The 19,376-nt window shown below is 59.9% G+C and carries 19 protein-coding genes; 10 read left to right on the top strand and 9 right to left on the bottom strand.

Going from position 1 to position 19,376, the window contains the following annotated elements; genetic code table 11:
• Positions 1-39: 39 nt before the first annotated feature.
• The 6 genes from queA to SJY33_RS05190 all read left to right on the top strand — a co-directional run bounded on the left by queA (position 40) and on the right by SJY33_RS05190 (position 5,135).
• Positions 40-1,077 carry a tRNA preQ1(34) S-adenosylmethionine ribosyltransferase-isomerase QueA gene (queA, locus tag SJY33_RS05215; RefSeq protein ID WP_379921537.1) on the top strand — a complete coding sequence of 346 codons (1,038 nt, stop codon included), beginning with the start codon at positions 40-42 and terminating at the stop codon, positions 1,075-1,077.
• Positions 1,078-1,086: 9 nt separating this feature from the next.
• Positions 1,087-2,040, top strand: a complete 954-nt coding sequence (locus tag SJY33_RS05210; protein WP_379921535.1) for an ABC transporter ATP-binding protein — start codon at positions 1,087-1,089, stop codon at positions 2,038-2,040.
• Positions 2,040-2,807, top strand: coding sequence for an ABC transporter permease (locus tag SJY33_RS05205; protein ID WP_379921533.1), 768 nt, complete (start codon positions 2,040-2,042; stop codon positions 2,805-2,807). Before SJY33_RS05210 ends, SJY33_RS05205 begins: the two co-directional genes overlap by 1 nt.
• Positions 2,808-2,968: 161 nt before the next feature.
• Positions 2,969-3,547 carry a hypothetical protein gene (locus tag SJY33_RS05200; RefSeq protein WP_379921532.1) on the top strand — a complete coding sequence of 193 codons (579 nt, stop codon included), beginning with the start codon at positions 2,969-2,971 and terminating at the stop codon, positions 3,545-3,547.
• Positions 3,548-3,683: 136 nt separating this feature from the next.
• A complete protein-coding gene (gene tgt, locus SJY33_RS05195) occupies positions 3,684-4,817 on the top strand; it encodes a tRNA guanosine(34) transglycosylase Tgt (RefSeq protein ID WP_379921531.1) in 1,134 nt (377 codons plus the stop codon).
• A gap of 3 nt (positions 4,818-4,820) precedes the next feature.
• A complete protein-coding gene (locus SJY33_RS05190; protein WP_379921530.1) occupies positions 4,821-5,135 on the top strand; it encodes a chorismate mutase in 315 nt (104 codons plus the stop codon).
• A gap of 79 nt (positions 5,136-5,214) precedes the next feature.
• Here SJY33_RS05190 and rpsD read toward each other — a convergent pair whose 3' ends face one another.
• From rpsD to SJY33_RS05160, 6 genes are all read right to left on the bottom strand, one after another.
• Complete coding sequence (rpsD, locus tag SJY33_RS05185) at positions 5,215-5,829, bottom strand: 30S ribosomal protein S4 (protein ID WP_379921529.1); 615 nt, start codon at positions 5,827-5,829, stop codon at positions 5,215-5,217.
• A gap of 178 nt (positions 5,830-6,007) precedes the next feature.
• Complete coding sequence (locus tag SJY33_RS05180) at positions 6,008-6,754, bottom strand: RNA methyltransferase (RefSeq protein WP_379921528.1); 747 nt, start codon at positions 6,752-6,754, stop codon at positions 6,008-6,010.
• A gap of 7 nt (positions 6,755-6,761) precedes the next feature.
• Positions 6,762-7,238 (bottom strand): transcriptional regulator NrdR, encoded by a 477-nt coding sequence (gene nrdR / locus SJY33_RS05175; protein ID WP_379921527.1) that lies wholly within the window; start codon positions 7,236-7,238, stop codon positions 6,762-6,764.
• A gap of 8 nt (positions 7,239-7,246) precedes the next feature.
• Entirely contained in the window at positions 7,247-7,468 is a 222-nt protein-coding gene (locus SJY33_RS05170) for a hypothetical protein (RefSeq protein WP_379921526.1), read from the bottom strand.
• Between the two features lie 12 nt (positions 7,469-7,480).
• Positions 7,481-8,806, bottom strand: a complete 1,326-nt coding sequence (gene glyA / locus SJY33_RS05165) for a serine hydroxymethyltransferase (protein ID WP_379921525.1) — start codon at positions 8,804-8,806, stop codon at positions 7,481-7,483.
• Positions 8,803-9,282, bottom strand: coding sequence for an RpiB/LacA/LacB family sugar-phosphate isomerase (locus SJY33_RS05160; protein WP_379921523.1), 480 nt, complete (start codon positions 9,280-9,282; stop codon positions 8,803-8,805). The genes glyA and SJY33_RS05160 overlap by 4 nt, the downstream gene beginning before the upstream one ends.
• Positions 9,283-9,422: 140 nt before the next feature.
• On the opposite strand from SJY33_RS05160, the gene SJY33_RS05155 reads away from it, so the two are divergent.
• Positions 9,423-9,605 (top strand): DUF3008 family protein, encoded by a 183-nt coding sequence (locus tag SJY33_RS05155; RefSeq protein WP_379921522.1) that lies wholly within the window; start codon positions 9,423-9,425, stop codon positions 9,603-9,605.
• A 46-nt stretch (positions 9,606-9,651) separates the two neighbouring features.
• On the opposite strand, the gene rpoD is transcribed toward SJY33_RS05155, so the two are convergent.
• The 3 genes from rpoD to SJY33_RS05140 form a co-directional block, all read right to left on the bottom strand.
• Complete coding sequence (gene rpoD, locus SJY33_RS05150; RefSeq protein ID WP_379921521.1) at positions 9,652-11,679, bottom strand: RNA polymerase sigma factor RpoD; 2,028 nt, start codon at positions 11,677-11,679, stop codon at positions 9,652-9,654.
• A 73-nt stretch (positions 11,680-11,752) separates the two neighbouring features.
• Positions 11,753-13,633 (bottom strand): DNA primase, encoded by a 1,881-nt coding sequence (gene dnaG, locus SJY33_RS05145; RefSeq protein WP_379921520.1) that lies wholly within the window; start codon positions 13,631-13,633, stop codon positions 11,753-11,755.
• 50 nt (positions 13,634-13,683) lie between these two features.
• Positions 13,684-14,136 (bottom strand): GatB/YqeY domain-containing protein, encoded by a 453-nt coding sequence (locus tag SJY33_RS05140; RefSeq protein WP_379921519.1) that lies wholly within the window; start codon positions 14,134-14,136, stop codon positions 13,684-13,686.
• Positions 14,137-14,277: 141 nt separating this feature from the next.
• Between SJY33_RS05140 and carA the strand changes: the two genes are divergently transcribed.
• Genes carA through carB form a run of 3 tightly spaced genes read left to right on the top strand, consistent with a single transcriptional unit; the run spans position 14,278 to position 19,375 of the window.
• On the top strand, positions 14,278-15,456 hold the full coding sequence (gene carA, locus SJY33_RS05135) for a glutamine-hydrolyzing carbamoyl-phosphate synthase small subunit (protein ID WP_379921518.1): 1,179 nt from the start codon (positions 14,278-14,280) through the stop codon (positions 15,454-15,456).
• Positions 15,453-16,049 (top strand): carbamoyl-phosphate synthase large subunit, encoded by a 597-nt coding sequence (locus SJY33_RS05130; RefSeq protein WP_379921517.1) that lies wholly within the window; start codon positions 15,453-15,455, stop codon positions 16,047-16,049. The genes carA and SJY33_RS05130 overlap by 4 nt, the downstream gene beginning before the upstream one ends.
• Entirely contained in the window at positions 16,049-19,375 is a 3,327-nt protein-coding gene (gene carB / locus SJY33_RS05125) for a carbamoyl-phosphate synthase large subunit (RefSeq protein WP_379921515.1), read from the top strand. The genes SJY33_RS05130 and carB overlap by 1 nt, the downstream gene beginning before the upstream one ends.
• Position 19,376 lies beyond the last annotated feature (1 nt).

Below are 19,376 nucleotides of genomic sequence, written 5' to 3'. Positions count from 1 at the left end.
GCTTTGCGGCGATGGCGGTTCCGGCTAGGGCCGCCCGCCATGAAGGTTGACCTTTTCGATTTCGATTTGCCGACTGAACGCATTGCGCTGCGTCCCGTTCGTCCGCGTGATTCCGCGCGTATGCTTGTGGTGCGCGGCCACAGCGCACCGTTTGAAGATTGCACAGTTGGTGATCTGCCCGGCTTGCTTCGCCGGGGCGACGTGTTGGTGTTCAATGACACCCGTGTCATTCCCGCACAGCTTGAAGGGCGCCGGGCAAATGGCGAAGCGCGGATCGGTGCGACCTTGCACAAGCGCGTGGATCTGCGCCGCTGGCAAGCCTTCATCCGCAACGCCAAACGCATCAAGGAAGGCGACCAGATCGTTTTTGGCGGCGGGGTGACGGCCATTGCGGAAGCGCGTCTTGTCGATGGTTCGATCATATTGATGTTTGAAGGTGACGAACCGGTGGAAGTGCTGCTTGATCGTGCAGGCACCATGCCCTTGCCGCCGTACATCGCGTCGAAGCGCGGGGTCGATGCGCAGGATTTGGAAGACTACCAGACTATGTTCGCCGCCGAAAAAGGCGCCGTCGCTGCGCCCACCGCATCGCTGCATTTCACGCCCCGTCTTGTCGATGCGCTGGATGCTGCAGGTATCGGACGCGCGATGCTGACGCTGCATGTCGGGGCGGGCACCTTCCTTCCGGTCAAGGCGGATGACACCGACGACCACCAGATGCACGCCGAGTTCGGGCGCATTTCGCAGGCCACAGCAGATCAATTGAATGAAGCGCGCGCAGCCGGCGGACGGATCATCGCGGTCGGCACGACATCGCTGCGTCTGCTTGAAAGTGCGGCCGATGAAAACGGCTCAATTCAGCCTTTTGCCGCAGACACCGCAATCTTCATCACACCGGGCTACAAAATGCGGGCCGTCGATGGGCTGATGACCAATTTTCACCTGCCCAAATCAACGCTCATGATGCTGGTCAGCGCGTTGATGGGGCGTGATCGGATGATGGCGGCCTATGCCCATGCGATCGCCAATGACTATCGCTTCTATTCCTATGGTGACTCCTCGCTGTTGCTGCCGTAACTCGGTTTCATGAACGAACCGATCCTCTCAATCCGTGGCCTGACAAAGACCTATAAAGGCGGCACCCGCGCGCTCGACAATGTTGATCTCGACATTCGCAAGGGGGAAATTTTCGCTTTGCTGGGCCCGAATGGTGCCGGTAAGACCACGTTGATTGGCGCGGTGTGCGGTTTGGTGCGCCCTACGGGCGGCACGATTACTGCCTTTGGACAGGATTTGTCACACGACTGGCGGGCGGCGCGGGCGCGTATCGGGCTGGTGCCGCAGGAACTGGCCACCGACATGTTTGAAACGGTGTGGCGGGCTATTGCCTATTCGCAGGGGCTTTTCGGCAAGCCATCCGATCCTGCGCGGCTTGAAGAAATCCTCCGAAGCCTGTCGCTCTGGGACAAGAAGGACACGCAGATCCGTGCGTTGTCCGGCGGAATGAAGCGCCGCGTGCTTATTGCCAAAGCGCTCGCGCATGAGCCGGAACTGCTGTTTCTTGATGAACCGACCGCCGGGGTCGATGTCGAACTGCGCAAGGATATGTGGCAGCAAATCGCCGCATTGAAGCAGCGCGGTGTCACCATCATCCTGACCACCCATTACATCGAGGAAGCCGAGGAAATGGCGGACCGCGTCGGTATCATCCGCAGCGGACGCATCCTGATGGTGGATGAAAAACGCGCAATGATGGAGCGGCTTGGTACGACCGAGGCTATCATTGCTCTTGCCGCGCCCATGACCGTGATCCCGCCGGACATCGCCTCATTTCCGGTCGAGCTTTCAGATCGTGGAAGCCGGATAATTTATCGCGGGGGTAGCAGCAGCACGGACGGAGAGGGCGGCGCCCGCGCGCAGATTGCCAGTCTCACCCAGACCATGACCCGCGCCGGTATTGATTATACCAGCATCGACATTCACGATTCCTCATTGGAAGACATATTTGTCGGGCTGATGGGCAAGAAGGAAGCTGAGTGATGCACTTCAATGTCCGTAGCGCCTATGCGATCTATCAGCGGGAAATGTCCCGTGCAATTCGTACCGCGTTCCAATCAATCCTGTCACCCGTTCTGACGACATCGTTGTACTTTGTCGTTTTCGGGTCAGTGATAGGGGCACGGATGGAGCCGGTGGGCGGGGTGCCCTATGGTGCTTTCATCATCCCCGGCCTGTTGATGCTGACCCTGCTGGGCGAAACCACAAGCAATGCAAGTTTCGGCATCTATATGCCGCGCTTCACCGGAACGATCTACGAACTGCTTTCGGCGCCGGTGGGGGTTGCAGAAACGCTTGCAGGATTCGTTGGTGCCGCCGCCACCAAGGGACTGATCCTGGCTGCGATCATTTTGGGCACTGCGACGCTATTTGTTGATTACGAAATCAAATATCCGCTGTTGGCGATCTTTTACATCATGCTGGTAACATCAAGCTTTGCGCTGTTCGGTTTCATCCTCGGCATCTGGGCAGACTCATTCGAAAAATTGGGAATCATTCCGCTGCTTATCCTCACCCCCCTGACATTTTTGGGCGGCACCTTCTATTCGATTCGAGATCTACCTGCGCCGTGGGATGCGGTCGCCTTGGCTAATCCGATTGCCTTTCTGGTGAGCGGGCTGCGATTTAGCTTCTATGGTGTTGCAGATGTGCCGATCGCGATATCGCTGGGACTTACGATCGGATTTCTCGCCTTGTGTGTGCTTGTAATCTCATTGATTTTTCGGACGGGCTGGCGGCTCCGCGAATGACATTTATGAGAAAATTCTGCACCCTTGTCCGATCATATGCACCCATAGTCGGACATTAACGCCAATCTGTACGTTCGTTCATTGCGCAGAAAGAAAGCCGTTCCTACATGGCCGATAACCCGCTGCACCCCCTGCAGCCGGTCCATTGAAGGATAACAGCAATGAAGAAGATCGCATTCAGCACGCTGGCAGCGATGGGCGCGATTGCGCTCCCGGCCGCTGCTCAGGCGCAGGACGCTGGCCAGGCAGACATCACCATCGGTGCGACCGTTGGTCTCCACGACCTCGGCATCGACCTTGGTGACCTTGACGCTGACGACGGCGAGTTCGACGATTTCAACATCGACGACAGCGCAGAAATCTACGGCGGCTTTATCGCTGCTGACTTCCCCATCGGCAGCAACCTGTTCGCCGGTATCGAAGGCAACGCCTCGTTCGGCAGCGGCCCGATCGAAGCTGAATACGGTGCTTCGGCTCGCCTTGGTTTCCGCACCGAAAGCGGCGCGAAGATTTATGCTCGCGGTGGCTACCAGTGGGTTGACCTCGACATCGAAAACCTGACCGGCTTCAGCGAAGACTTCCTCGATGACAACGACATCGACGTAAACGACGTGGGCGGCGACTATCTCGTCGGCGTCGGCGTTGAAGTTCCGGTGAGCTCGGTTGTGCTGCGTGCCAACGTTGACACCATCGCGTTCGACACCCTGCGCGGAACCGTCGGCGTGGGCTTTAAGTTCTAATCTTCTGATTTGAACTTTTGCGTTTTGCGGGCCGCTCGTCATTATGATGGGCGGCCCGTTTTGTTTAATAATGGGTGTTGGGCTGGCAGCCTTAGGGGGTGACAGGCGCCCCGCGCGCCGCTAGCGCGCACGGCCAATGACACCTCCCCGTTTCGCCTTCACCCTCCACGCGACCGACGGCAAGGCGCGCACTGGCGCCATCGCGATGCAGCGTGGCGAAATCCGCACGCCGGCCTTCATGCCAGTGGGAACCGCTGCAACGGTCAAGGCGATGAAGCCCGAAGCCGTCCGTGCGACGGGGGCCGATATCATCCTTGGCAATACCTACCACCTGATGCTGCGTCCTGGCGCAGAACGCGTGGCGCGGCTCGGCGGTTTGCACGCGTTCATGAATTGGCAGCGCCCCATTTTGACAGACAGCGGCGGCTATCAGGTGATGAGCCTGAGCGAACTTCGCAAATTGACGGAACAGGGCGTGGAGTTTCGCAGCCATATCGATGGTTCGAAGCACATGATCTCCCCCGAACGGTCAATGGAAATCCAACGCCTGCTGGGTTCCGATATTGTCATGGCGTTTGATGAATGCCCCCGCGCCGACCGGCCCTTTGACGATATTGCCGCATCGATGGAACTGTCGATGCGCTGGGCCAAGCGAAGCCGAGATGGTTTCGACAGTGGCAGCGATCACGCAAGCCGTGCGGCCTTGTTCGGAATTCAGCAGGGCGCCCTGCACGAAGATTTGCGCCGGATCAGCGCGGACAGGCTTACTGATATCGGGTTCGATGGCTATGCCGTTGGCGGACTTGCTGTCGGAGAAGGGCAAGAAGCCATGTTCGGGGTGCTCGATTACGCACCCGACATGCTGCCCAAGGACCGGCCTCGTTATCTGATGGGAGTCGGCAAGCCAGACGATCTCGTCGGTGCAGTGGAGCGCGGCATCGACATGTTCGATTGCGTCTTGCCCACCCGGTCAGGACGCAACGGCCAGGCATTTACGTGGAACGGCCCGCTCAACCTGCGCAATGCGCGATTTGCCGAAGATACCGGCCCGCTGGATGAAATGTGCGCATGCCCCGTCTGCCGGACATACAGCCGCGCCTATATCCATCATCTTGTGAAATCCGGCGAAATGCTTGGCGCCATGCTTGTGACCGAGCATAATCTCAGCTTCTATCAAGCCTTGATGCAGGGAATGCGCGATGCCATTGCGGCGCAGCGCTTTGCCAATTTTGCCGCCACGTTCCGGCGTGATTACCTTGGAAGTTCCTGATTGATGTCCGATTCCGCTGTCAAAGCCCCGGAAGCCTGCCAAACCATGACTGAGGTGCGCGCCGGGGTCGACGCGCTCGATCGCGAGCTGGTAGCCCTGCTGTCGACGCGTTTTGGTTACATGCGTGCCGCCGCCCGGATCAAACCGAGCCGCGATGTGGTGCGCGATGAGGCCCGCAAGGCCAGCGTGATCGCCGCCGCGGTCGCCGAGGCCGAAGCGCGTCGCATTCCCGCCGATGTCGTAGCCGACCTGTGGGAGCGCCTCGTCGAAGGCTCGATCGCTTATGAACTCAATGAATGGGATCGAACCCGCGGCTGACAGCCGCCTCCGCATCCCTCCAACGAAAAAGGGCGGCCCCGCGAGGCCGCCCTTCTTGTATCAGATCGCTGAAATCGGATCAGCGCGAGTAGAATTCCACCACCAGGTTCGGTTCCATCGTCACCGGGTAGGGGACTTCGTCGAGCTTGGGCACGCGGGTGAAGGTGATTTTGTCGGTGCCATCGGGCTGGACGTAATCGGGAATGTCACGCTCGGCGAGGCTCTGTGCTTCGATCACGAGCGCCATTTCCTTGGCCTTGCTGCCGAGGCTGATGACATCGCCGACCATTACGCGGCGCGAGGCGATGTTGCACTTCACGCCGTTCACATAGATGTGACCGTGGCTGACGACCTGACGGGCCGAGAAGATCGTCGGCGCGAACTTGGCGCGGTACACGACCATGTCCAGGCGCTGTTCGAGCAGGCCGATCAGGTTCTGGCTGGTATCGCCCTTCATGCGCGATGCTTCGGCATAGGTGCGCTTGAACTGCTTTTCGGTGACGTCACCGTAATAGCCCTTGAGCTTCTGCTTGGCGCGCAGCTGCAGGCCATAATCGCTCATCTTGCCCTTGCGACGCTGACCGTGCTGGCCGGGGCCGTAGGACCGCTTGTTCACCGGGGAATTGGGACGACCCCAGATGTTTTCGCCCATCCGGCGGTCAAGCTTGTACTTGGCGCTTTTGCGCTTCGACATACGTCTTCCTTCAAATTGCTGGGCCGCCCCCATTGGGCAGCCATTGAACCCGGCATCGCACCATCATGACAGATCATAATGCGGCCACCGCTTCACCGGGGTGCGGGGCCAATTGCGAAGGCGCGCGCATAGCAGCATGGCCGTAAAGGTCAAGCCAGTGACAACCGCTGCTGAACAATCAGTCGCGGATCTTACGATTCAGCGTGGTGAGGACGCCGCGCAAAGTTCGCACTTCCAGATGATTCCAGCCCGGCTTCGTCAAGACCCCGCGGAGCGTCCTTCGCGTCGCTTCGGCTCGGCCTTCGGGGAGGAAGTAGTCCCGCGGTTCAAGTATCGTCTCGATGTGGGCAATCAGGCCTTCCAGCTCCTCCTGCGGAGCGGGGGGAAGCGTCTCTTCCAACGTGGGCTGCACCAACACGGCATCCGCCCCTGCCAAAGCGCGGCCCATGCGCGCCCATTCGTAAGCCACCAAAATTACCGCTTGTGCCAAATTGAGCGAGGCAAATTCCGGGTTGATGGGAATCGTGAGGATATTGCGTGCAAGTGCAACATCTTCGGTTTCGAGCCCCGACCGCTCAGGCCCGAAGATGATGGCATGGCGACCGGCAACGGTATGGACCAACCGGCCCGCGTCATCCGCACCGATAACAGGCTTGGTCACTCCGCGCTTTCGCACCGTCGTCGCATGAACATGCTGGCAATCGGCAACGGCTTCGGCGGTGCTGGCGAATACCTTTGCCCGTTCAAGCACAATGTCGGCGCCAGCCGCAGCAGGGCCTGCCGAGGGGTTGGGCCATCCATCACGCGGGCTGACAAGTCTAAGCTCTGTCAAACCGAAATTGAGCATGGCCCGTGCCGCCTTACCGATGTTTTCGCCCAACTGTGGGCGCACTAGCACGATAACCGGCTTATTGAGTTCGGCCATGTTTGCCTTAATCTTTCGCGGCTTGCTGAACGGTGCTGGCAAATTCTTCGAAGTCGCGGGCTTCGGAAAAATCGCGGTAGACACTGGCAAATCGGATGTAGGCGACCGAATCGATCTGTCGCAGACCTTCCATCACCAATTCGCCGATATGCGACGACGCGACTTCAGCCTCGCCCGATGTTTCCACCTGGCGCTGAATGCCCGAGATTAGCTGATCGATCCGTTCCTGATCGATCCCGCGTTTGCGGGTGGCCAGTGCAACCGAATGCTCAAGCTTTGACCGATCAAATGGCTCCCGCCGCATCGCTTCGCCGTTGTTACCCGATTTGACCACCACGACCTCGCGCAGTTGCACGCGCTCGAACGTGGTGAAGCGCGCGCCGCAGGACGAACACTGACGGCGTCGCCGGATCGAGGCGTTGTCCTCAGTCGGGCGGCTATCTTTGACTTGACTGTCATCATGGGCACAAAAGGGGCAACGCATTCAGGTAGTTACTTCTTGACCCTCTGATACAGCGCAAACCCCGCACCAGCGATAAGGCCGACCGGTATGGAAAGCACCGGAAGCAAGAGGCCCGCTGCTGCGCCGATCGCTGCGCCTGTCAGGACAGGCTTCGTGGAAGGATGGTTCATCCCTTCGCGGGCCATGCCTGACACTTCTGTCTTCACACCTTCGACCCAATCGGGCCCCGGACGCGGGTCTTGCTGGTTCATCGACGTGGTTCCTTACATACCTGGATAGACGGGGAAAGCGGCACACATCTTGCTTACGCGCTGACGTACGCTTTCTTCAACCTGCGCATCGCCATCAGGACCGTTTTTCGACAGGCCTTCAACCACTTCGGCGATAAGTCTGCCAATCGTGCGGAACTCTTCCGGGCCAAAGCCGCGGGTGGTGCCGGCCGGCGTGCCAAGGCGAATGCCGCTGGTGACGAAAGGCGAGCGGGTGTCGTAGGGAATGCCGTTTTTGTTGCAAGTTAGGAAGGCCCTATCGAGGCCCTTCTCGGCATCCCTGCCGGTCACGTCTTTCGCAGTGAGATCCACCAGCATCGAATGGTTGTCGGTGCCACCACTGACGATGCGCAGCCCGTTTTCCTCAAGGCTCGCGGCCAGCGCGCGGGCGTTTTCGACGATGCGGTGGGCATAGTCGCTGAAGCTCGGATCGAGCGCCTCCTTGAAGGCTACAGCCTTTGCTGCGACGATGTGCATCAGCGGGCCGCCCTGAAGACCCGGGAACACCGCCATGTTGAGCGGCTTAGTGTACTTCTCGTCATTCCACAGGATGATGCCCGAGCGGGGCCCGCGCAGGCTCTTGTGAGTGGTCGAGGTGACTATGTCGCAATGCGGGAAGGGCGAGGGGTGCGCGCCGCCGGCGACAAGACCGGAAATGTGGCTCATGTCGCACAGCAACACCGCACCGACTTCGTCCGCAATCGCGCGGAAGGCGGGGAAATCCCAGGTGCGCGAATAGGCGGTGCCGCCGCAGATAATGATCTTCGGCTTGTTTTCCCGCGCCTTGGTGGCGACTTCTTCCATGTCGATGGTCTCGGTCTCGCGGCTGACGCCATACGACACGACATTGAACCACTTGCCGCTCATGTTGACGGGCGAACCGTGGGTGAGGTGCCCGCCCGAATTCAGATCGAGCCCCATGAAGGTGTCGCCCGGGTTGAGCAGCGCGAGGAACACGGCCTGGTTCATCTGCGAGCCGCTGTTGGGCTGCACATTGGCAAAATTACAGCCGAACAATTGCTTGGCGCGATCAATTGCTAGCGTTTCCACCACGTCTGCGTAGTCACAGCCGCCGTAGTAGCGCTTGCCCGGATAACCTTCGGCATACTTGTTAGTGAACACGCTTCCGGCCGCTTCCAGCACGGCACGGCTTGCGATGTTTTCGGACGCGATCAGTTCGATCTTGTCGCGCTGGCGGCCAAGTTCTTTTGCTACGGCCGCTGCAATCTCCGGATCGGCGTGCGCTAGGTCGTCGTTCCAGAAGCCATCCATCGGGGCAGCGACTGAACGGGCGGCGAAATCAATCGGGGCTGTGCTCATTGATGGGTCTCGATGTGATCAGGCTGAAACGGTGGTTTGCCAAGCTTGCCGACACGGCGCTGGTGACGCCCGGCCGGATCGCCGGCATCGGCGAATTCGGTATCAAGGAAGGTGGCAACGCAAGATTTGGCCATCTCGATCCCTACGAGACGCGCGCCCATTGCGATGCAATTGGCATCATTATGTTCACGCGCGAGGGCGGCCGAGAGCGGCTCGGATACAAGAGCACAGCGTACCTGCGGATGGCGGTTGACGCCAATCGAGATACCGATGCCACTGCCGCACAGGGCAACGCCGAATTCGGCAGTGCCTTCAGCCAGAATTTCCGCGAGGCGGTAGCCGTAATCGGGGTAATCGACGCTCTGCCCCGGTTCCGGCCCGAGATCGGCGACCTCGTGGCCTTCTTCGACGAGCCATTCGGCTAGTTCGGACTTCAGCTCGACGGCTGCGTGATCGGAGGCGATGGCGATGCGCATGGCAGGCCTATAGGCGTTAGAGGCGAGATTCTCCACCCCCAGGGTGCGTCTTTTCGACTGGCGGATTGCCAAAAATTGGAGTCAAGATAGGGCGCCAACGTATCTAGATTGCAGCTGACCGACAATCAGGAGATTTCGCTATGAAAGCCAAGTCGAAGGCGCAGCAGAAAGCCGCAGGTGCGGCACTGTCCGCAAAGCGCGGCGAAACGCCGAAGAAAGACCTCAAGGGCGCATCGAAGGAGATGGTCAATTCGATGAGTGAGAAAGATTTGGAGGAAATGGCATCGACCAAGCGCGATTCCCTGCCGGCCAAGAAAGACTAAGCTCGCCTTGCAAGAAAAACCCCGCCGAAGCGGGGCCTTTCTCGTACTACTGGTCGAGGAAGCTGCGCATCTTGCGCGACCGACTTGGGTGCTTGAGCTTGCGCAGCGCCTTGGCTTCGATCTGCCGGATGCGTTCGCGGGTCACCGAGAACTGCTGGCCCACCTCTTCGAGCGTGTGATCGGTATTCATCCCGATGCCGAAGCGCATCCGCAGCACGCGCTCCTCACGCGGCGTCAGCGAGGCCAGCACGCGGGTGACGGTTTCCTTGAGATTCGCCTGAATCGCGGCGTCCACGGGGATGATCGCGTTCTTGTCCTCGATGAAATCGCCCAAGTGGCTGTCTTCCTCGTCGCCGATCGGCGTTTCAAGGGAGATCGGCTCCTTGGCGATCTTCATCACCTTGCGCACCTTCTCCAAGGGCATGGAAAGGCGCTGCGCCATTTCCTCCGGCGTCGGCTCGCGGCCTTCCTCGTGCAGGAACTGGCGGCTTGTGCGCACCAGCTTGTTGATCGTCTCGATCATGTGAACCGGAATGCGGATGGTGCGGGCCTGATCGGCAATCGAGCGGGTGATCGCCTGCCGGATCCACCACGTCGCGTAAGTGCTGAACTTGTAACCGCGGCGGTATTCAAACTTGTCGACCGCCTTCATCAGGCCGATGTTGCCTTCCTGAATAAGATCAAGGAATTGCAGGCCCCGGTTAGTGTATTTCTTGGCGATCGAGATCACCAGCCGCAGGTTCGCCTCGACCATTTCCTTTTTGGCGATGCGCGCCTCGCGCTCACCCTTCTGCACCATGTTAACGATGCGGCGGAATTCGGGGAGGCTCATGCCGGTCTGCGCGGCAATATCAGCGATTTCGGAACGGATACGTTCGATCGCGTCTTCCTCGCGCTCGGCGAAGGCGGCCCACTTCTTGTCTTTCTTCGCCTTTTCCTTGATCCAGGCGTCGTCCATTTCGTTGCCGATATAGGCATTGAGGAAATCGACGCGCTTGACCTTGTGACGTTCGGCCAGACGCAGCATTTGGCCGCCCAGCGTGGTCAGGCGGCGATTGAAGGCATAGAGGTTGTCGACCAGAAATTCGATCTTGGTCGCATGGAACTGAACGCTTTCGACTTCAGCGGTGAGATCTTCGCGCAGTTGTTCGTATTTCTTCTCTTTGGCGGCCGGGAAATCGTTCCCCATCGCCAAAGTATCAACCCGCTCACCCTGCAGTTTTTCGAAGGCGTTGAACAGCGTCGTAATGCGCGCGAACCGCTCAAGGGCTTCGGGCTTTAGCGCTGCTTCCATCTGGGCGAGGGAGAGGGTGTTGTCCTCCTCCTCTTCCTCTTCGCGCTTGGGGCGGCCTTCGCCGTCCTCGTCATCGTCGTCATCGCTGGCTTCTTCTTCGACTTCGTCATCTTCGCGGATGGTCGGGCCAGCGGTGGCTTCCGAAATTTCGCCGTCGTCGTCGTCGTCCTCGGCGCCTTCGGCCATCTTGTCGGCGGGCGGTTCCTTAGAAAGCATTGCGTCGAGATCAAGGATCTCGCGCAGCTGCATGTCGCCGTTGTTGAGAGCTTCGGACCACTGAATGATCGCGTGGAATGTAATCGGGCTTTCGCACAGGCCCATGATCATCATGTCGCGGCCAGCTTCGATCCGTTTGGCAATGGCGATTTCGCCTTCACGGCTGAGCAGTTCGACCGCGCCCATTTCGCGCAAATACATGCGCACCGGATCATCGGTACGTTCGCCGGTTACGAGTTTGCGATTGCCAGCACGGGCGTCTTTTGCAGGGCCCTTCTTTTCGCTGTCATCATCATCGTCATCGTCATCATCGGCGACGACTTCCTCGGCTTCGTTATCTTCGCCTTCAGACTCGGCCTCTTCGTCGCTCTCGACGATCTGGACGCCCATTTCGGAAAGAGCCGTCTGAATGTCCTCAATCTGATCAGGGCTCATCTCGCCGGAGGGCAGCGCCTCGTTCAGCTCATCATAGGTGACATAGCCGCGCTTTTTCGCCTTGCTGATCAGCTTCTTGATCGAAGCCTCATTAAGATCGATCAGCGGAGCGTCTTCCTTCTCGGCCATATTTTTACAATCAATCCGTTGCCGGGCGACCTGCATGACATGCGCGGTCGCCAATTAATCCCATTACCGCCCGTCAGACGGTATCATCACCCAAGGCCACCGCGCCTGCTTTGCGGCGACCGAAAGCCTTCAGCCTGTCTTCAACTGCCAACAGCTGTGCACGCAGGCGAGTCTGCTCCGCGAACGATCCTTCAGGATCGCTCTCGAAACGAGCAATGGTGGCCGCAAGCGCAGCCTCCAGCGCTGGTCTTTCAACCAGCAGCGACACAGCTTCAGCCAATTCCTCACACGCAGCGCCGGGATCATTGCCTTCATCGAGAAAGGCGTAACGTATATCTGCCGGCGGGGCAGGATGACCTTGCGGGTTGCATATGGCGGTTGGCGGCTGCGAATCAAGCGTTTCTGCAAGTTCGAAGAGCGATTCGATAAGCGGGGCTGCTTCGCGATCAAGCCGGGTAAGGCTGGACAGGGCTTCGGCGTGCCGCGCGATCTGCTGCGGAAACCGCGCAAGTCCGACCAGAACCGCGCGTAACAGGCTCTGTCGCTGGCCGCCTCCCATGGTGTTTGAAAGCTGAGCACGCGCGCCGTCAGACAGGCCTTGCGGAAGCGAAGGTCCACCTCTCCAGGGCAACCGTTTGGACGCTTGGCCTGGCTGAAAGGAGGGGCGGGCAGGCGCCCGCGATTCGCGCGGCGGATAGGCAAATGCGGAAAAACGATCACCGATCTCCCGGCGATACAGGCTTTTGATGTCAGGATCGGCGATGGTTTCGACATGCGCCATCAATCGCGCCTTCAAACCCGCCTTGGCTTCCGGTGTGTCGAGAGGTTGGGCATCGCGCTCCACTGTCCAGAGCGTTTCGATCAGGCTTGCCGGTTGGGCCAGCAACTGTTCGATCGCACCCTTGCCTTGCGACTTGATAAGGTCATCCGGATCCAGGCCTGCAGGTAGCCGCACAATGCTGAGCGAGCGCATCGGGGCCAGCAGTGGCAACGCCCGGACAATCGCGCGCATCGCAGCGCGCTGACCCGCAGCATCGCCATCGAAGCATAGAACGGGCACCTCCACCATGCGCCACAACAGTTCTAGCTGCATCTCGGTAAGCGCGGTGCCCAGCGGAGCGACCGCATCCGCGATGCCCGCATTGGCGAGCGCGATCACGTCCATATAGCCTTCAACCACCACCACCCGACCGCTCTGGCGAGCAGCAGGTGCGGCGCGGTGCAAGTTGTAAAGCGTACGGCCCTTGTCGAAGAGATCGGTGTCCGGCGAATTCAGATACTTCGCCACGCCTTCCCGTTTGTCGAGAATCCGTCCACCGAACGCGATCACCCTGCCGCGGGCATCCTGAATGGGCAGCATAATGCGGCCGCGGAACCGATCGTAGCGTTCGCCTTGCTCATTGGCGGCGCGCATCCCCGCGCCTTCGAGCATATTTTCTTCGAATTGTACCAAGGCGCGCGGCAGGGCCTGGCGATCATCCGTGGCCCACCCAAATCCGAATTCGCGGCAAATCGCCGCACTGAAGCCGCGCCGTTCCAAATACGCCCGCGCCGCTCCGCCCTGTGGTCCTGCAAGACTGTCAGCGAAAAAACTCTGCGAAGCTTCGGTGACGTCGATCAGGCTGGCACGCTGTTCGGCGCGTTTGGCCATCGCAGGATCAGGAGCAGGAACATCCATCCCCGCGCTGGCCGCTAGCTCCTTGACCGCGTCCATGAACTGAAGGCCTGCGTGATCGACCATCCAACTGATCGCATCCCCATGCGCGCCGCACCCAAAGCAATGGTAGAACTGCTTCTGGTCGTTGACGTAGAAGCTGGGTGTCTTTTCTTCATGGAACGGGCAGCAACCCTTCCATTCCCGGCCTGCACGCGTCAGCTTGACGCTGCGCTGGACGAGCGCCGACAGCGTGATCCGTGCACGCAGCTCGTCTTTCCATTGCGGGGTGATGGCCATGGCAGATTAGGTGCGCCCGAACGCAACAGCATTCAAGCGCGACCTTGCAATCAGGAAAGCGCCGCCTTCACCAGCATGCTTGCCAACTTTCCATCGAGTACAGCGCCGTGGCGTGCCTTCAGTTCGGCCATGACGGTGCCCATGTCCTTCATGCTCGACGCGCCCGTTTCTGCCTTGATCGCCTCGATTGCAGCGACGGTATCGGCCTCGCTCAGCATTTGCGGCAGGAATTCTTCAATTACCGCCAGTTCGGCGCGCTCCACTGCGGCCAGTTCCTCGCGGCCGCCAGCATCGTACATTTCGATTGATTCGCGCCGCTGCTTGGCCATCTTCTGCAATACACTGACCACAAGCTCGTCATCGGGAATCGCCTTGGTGGATGTGCGTTCTTCGATGTCGCGGTCCTTGATCTTGGCGCTGATCTGCCGAAGCGCGGCGGTACGGTCTTTCTCGCCGGCCTTCATCGCGGTGATTGTGGCGGCCTTGATTTCATCACGGATCATTGGGAGTTTCCTGTGGATTGGACTGTCGCGCGCGCCCCTAACGCAAATAGGGCCACACGCCTAGGTTGACGCAAGCGAACGACGCGCCTAGCGCACGAAACTTAGCAACATCGCTGGCATTACACCCGAACGGAGCGCCCCATGGCCGACCCCGCATCTCTCCGCGCGCAACCTTCTGACGCGACCGGCTGTCTCGTATTGGCTGATGGCACCGTGATCTGGGGCCGCGGCTTTGGCGCTGTGGGCGCCAGCGTTGGAGAAGTGTGCTTTAACACCGCAATGACCGGTTATCAGGAGGTGATGACCGATCCTTCTTACGCAGCGCAGATTGTGACCTTTACCTTTCCCCATATCGGCAACGTGGGCGCCAATGGTGATGATGTCGAAAGCAAGGTGGAAGGCGCGGTTGGGTGCATCGTTCGCGAAGATGTGACCGAGCCTTCCAATTTCCGTTCAGTCGAACGATTTGCCGAATGGATGGTGCGCAACGGAAAGATCGGCCTTTCCGGAGTCGATACCCGCGCACTGACACGGCACATTCGTCAGACCGGGGCACCGAACGCGGTTATCGCTCATGCGGCCGATGGCATTTTTGACATTCCTGCGCTTGTGCGCCGCGCGCAGGAATGGCCCGGGCTTGAAGGTATGGATCTTGCCATCCGCGTTACCCGCGACAAGCACGAAGGCTGGGAGGGCGGATATTGGATCCTGGGCAAGGGCTATGGCCGTGCGCCCTTCGATGCCAAGCCACACGTGGTGGCGATCGACTATGGCTCGAAGGACAACATCTTCCGCAATCTGGTGAAGGCCGGGGCGCGAGTGACAGTGGTGCCAGCCAAAACCAGCTTCGACGAGGTGATGGCGCTGAAGCCCGACGGCGTGTTCCTGAGCAACGGTCCGGGCGATCCGGCGGCCACGGGGGAATATGCGGTGCCGGTTATCGAGGCGCTGCTTGACGCCGATATGCCGATCTTCGGGATTTGTCTGGGGCATCAACTTCTGGCGCTGGCCGCAGGTGCAAAGACGATCAAGATGCACCAGGGCCATCGCGGCGCAAACCATCCGGTGCAGCGCGTCGGCGAGGGTTGGGGGGCAACCTCGGGGCTAGTCGAGATCACTTCGATGAACCACGGTTTTGCGGTGGATGCCGCGACTTTGCCGGACAATGTCGAGCAGACCCATGTCTCGCTGTTTGACGGGACGAATTGCGGGATTGCGATCAAGGGCAAGCGAGCCTTTGCAGTGCAGTATCATCCGGAAGCATCGCCGGGCCCGCAGGACAGCTTCTATCTGTTCGAAAAGTTTGTCGGGGGGCTTTGACGCTGCATAAACTGCTCGCCTTTCCTGTGATGGCGGCGGCAACTACACTTGCCGCGCAAAACGCAGCGATGACTCCGCCACCGCTCGCCGAATGGCCCGGTGCGGAGATCGCGGAGGGCGTGGCCTTTCAGGGCGATGGTGCTGTGACGCTGGATGCTTCGTCCGCCACCGGGCTGCCGGTACTGACCTTCTGGCGCCCTGTATTGCACGACGAGGACACCCGCTATCCTGTCGCAGGCCGGATGGATTGCCGGATCGCGGCGACCGAAGGCCCGTTTGATGATGCTGCTTTTGACCCCGCCGCGCGCCACGCCGCAATTGCCGATGCGCGCAAGGACGAAGGCTTTGTAGACGCCGAACGACTGTCGTCGGGTGACGACCGCACCAGACAGCTGGATGTCATCGGCCGTCGCAACAGTCCCCGCTCCTACTATGTGCTAAGCTACATAATGGCGCGTGACGGGGATCGTCTGATCGACATCCGCCGGAACTGCACCTTCATCTTCGGAAACGGCGCGTCCAAGCCGGATGTGCTGCCGTTTGTGAACCGTTACACCAAATTCACCTTCGCCTTTGCCGACAGGGATTCCTGATGCCCAAAAGAACCGATATTTCCTCCATCCTCGTCATCGGCGCTGGCCCGATCATTATCGGGCAGGCCTGCGAATTTGATTATTCTGGCACGCAGGCGATCAAGGCGTTGAAGGAGGAAGGCTACCGCGTCATCCTCGTCAATTCCAACCCGGCGACGATTATGACCGATCCGGAATTTGCCGACGCCACCTATATTGAGCCGATCACGCCCGATATCGTTGCCAAGATCATCGCCAAGGAACGGCCTGATGCGCTGCTGCCGACGATGGGTGGGCAGACCGCGCTGAACTGCGCGCTGGCGCTCGATGCGGATGGCACGCTGGCGAAATACGGGGTCGAGATGATCGGGGCGAAGGCCGACGCGATCGACAAGGCTGAAAACCGCCAGCGGTTCCGCGATGCGATGACTTCTATCGGCCTCGAAAGCGCCCGCAGCGGCGTGGCCAACACGCTGGAAGAAGCGCGCGTGATCCTTGAACGCACCGGGCTGCCCTCGATCATCCGTCCCAGCTTCACGCTTGGCGGCACGGGCGGCGGGATCGCCTATAACAAGGCCGAGTTCGACCAGATCGTGCGCGAAGGCCTCGACGCCTCGCCCACCACCGAAGTCCTGATCGAGGAATCGCTGCTCGGGTGGAAAGAGTTCGAGATGGAGGTGGTGCGCGACCGCAAGGATAACGCGATCATCATCTGCGCCATCGAAAACGTCGATCCGATGGGCGTACACACCGGCGACAGCATCACCGTCGCCCCGGCGTTGACGCTGACCGACAAGGAATACCAGATCATGCGCAACGCGAGCATCGCGTGTCTGCGCGAGATCGGGGTGGAGACGGGCGGTTCCAACGTCCAGTTCGCGGTGAATCCCAAGGATGGCCGCCTGATTGTCATCGAGATGAACCCGCGCGTGTCGCGTAGTTCCGCGCTGGCATCGAAGGCGACCGGCTTCCCGATCGCTCGTGTCGCCGCCAAGCTCGCCATCGGCTACACGCTCGACGAGCTGACCAACGAAATCACCGGCGCGACGCCAGCGAGCTTCGAGCCAACCATCGACTACGTCGTCACCAAGATCCCGCGTTTCGCCTTCGAGAAGTTCAAGGGCGCTGCAGACGATCTTTCGACCGCGATGAAGAGCGTGGGCGAAGTCATGGCGATCGGCCGCAGTTTCGCCGAATCGATGCAGAAGGCGCTTCGTGGCCTCGAAACCGGACTCGATGGATTCAATCGGTTCCACGAGCTCGAAGGCCAGCCCCGTGATGTCATCACTGCCGCGCTGTCGCGCCGGACACCGGACCGGCTGCTCAAGGTCGGACAGGCGTTTCGTGAAGGACTGAGCGTTGAGGACATCGCCGCTGTCACTTTTTACGATCCGTGGTTCCTGCGGCAGATTGAAACGATCATCGCCGCTGAAACCGAAGTGCAGAAGAATGGTCTTCCGCAAAACGCTGTCGGACTCCGGCGGTTGAAGGCAATGGGCTTTTCCGACCGCAGATTGGCCAGATTGGCCGTGCGTTCGGTGGGCGTCGCAGGCGGGATGGGCGAAACCCAGGCCAAGCGTTCGGGCCTGCTGCACGATGCCCTTGTCGCCATGGCCGGCGCAACCAGCGCCGACGAAGTGCGCGCGCTGCGCCACAAACTTGGCGTCGTGCCTGTATTCAAACGGATCGACAGCTGCGCTGCCGAATTCGAGGCGATCACGCCGTACATGTATTCGACCTACGAAGCGCCCAGCTTTGGCGAGCCGGAGTGCGAAGCCATGCCATCCGACCGCCGCAAGGTGGTGATCCTCGGCGGGGGTCCGAACCGGATCGGGCAGGGGATCGAATTCGATTACTGCTGTGTCCACGCATGCTTTGCGCTGGCCGAGCAGGGCTTCGAGACCATCATGGTCAACTGCAATCCGGAAACCGTCTCCACCGATTACGACACATCGGACCGTCTGTATTTCGAGCCGCTGACGGCCGAAGACGTGCTCGAAATTCTTGCAGTTGAACAGCGATCTGGCGAATTGGTCGGGGTCATTGTGCAATTCGGCGGGCAGACTCCGCTCAAGCTGGCGCAGGCGCTGGAGGATGCTGGCATTCCCATCCTCGGGACATCGCCCGATGCGATCGATTTGGCCGAAGACCGCGAACGCTTTGCCAAGCTGGTGAGCAAGCTGAAGCTGAAGCAGCCCGACAACGGCATCGCGCGCAGCCGTGACGAAGCCGCCGCAGTCGCTGCACGCATCGGGTATCCGGTTTTGCTGCGCCCGTCCTACGTGCTCGGCGGACGGGCGATGGAGATCGTCGACAGCGAGGCGCAGCTTGACAACTACATTGCGACCGCAGTGAACGTGTCAGGGGACAGCCCGGTTCTTATCGATCAATATCTGCGCGATGCGATCGAATGCGATGTCGATGCGCTTTGCGACGGCGAAGAAGTGCGGATTGCTGGCGTGATGCAGCACATCGAGGAAGCCGGTGTCCACTCCGGCGATAGCGCCTGTACCTTGCCGCCCTATTCGCTTCCGCCAGAAATCATTGCTGAAATGGAACGACAGGCCGAGCTGCTAGCCCAGGCGCTGGGCGTGGTTGGCCTGATGAACATCCAGTTTGCCGTCAAGGATGGCGAGGTTTTTCTGATCGAGGTGAACCCGCGCGCCAGCCGGACTGTGCCCTTCGTTGCGAAGGCAATCGGCCAGCCCGTCGCAAAAATCGCCGCGCGGGTGATGGCTGGAGAGAAACTGGCAGCCTTCCCCCCGTTCAAGCGTGATCTTCCTTATATGGCGGTCAAGGAAGCGGTGTTCCCGTGGGCGCGCTTCCCGGGCGCAGACCCCGTGCTTAGCCCCGAGATGAAGTCGACAGGTGAAGTGATGGGGATCGATGCGGGTTTCGAGGCCGCTTTTCTTAAATCGCAGATCGGCGCAGGGATGGTGCCTCCACAATCGGGAACCGTGTTTGTATCGGTCAAGAACACCGACAAAGCAGTTATCGTGGCCGGGGTGCGCCAACTGATCGAGCATGGTTTCCGCATCGTGGCTACGGGCGGAACGCAATCCTATCTTGCGGAACGCGGATTGGACGTGGAACGGGTGAACAAGGTGGCCGAAGGGCAGCCCCATATCGTCGACAGAATTATTGATGGCGATATCGCGCTGATCTTCAACACCACTGAAGGCTGGCAGTCGTTGATGGACTCCAAATCGATCCGTCAGGCAGCGCTTGCCAACAAGGTTCCCTATTACACAACGGCCGCCGGATCGGTCGCGGCCGCGCTGTCGATTGCAACGATCCGGCCTGACCAGCTTGAAGTCCGCTCGATGCAGGACTATTATGAAATGTAAC

It is taken from the genome of Erythrobacter sp. R86502 (genome assembly GCF_042466465.1).
Classification (GTDB): domain Bacteria; phylum Pseudomonadota; class Alphaproteobacteria; order Sphingomonadales; family Sphingomonadaceae; genus Erythrobacter.
This window is presented reverse-complemented; position numbering and strand designations above follow the sequence as displayed.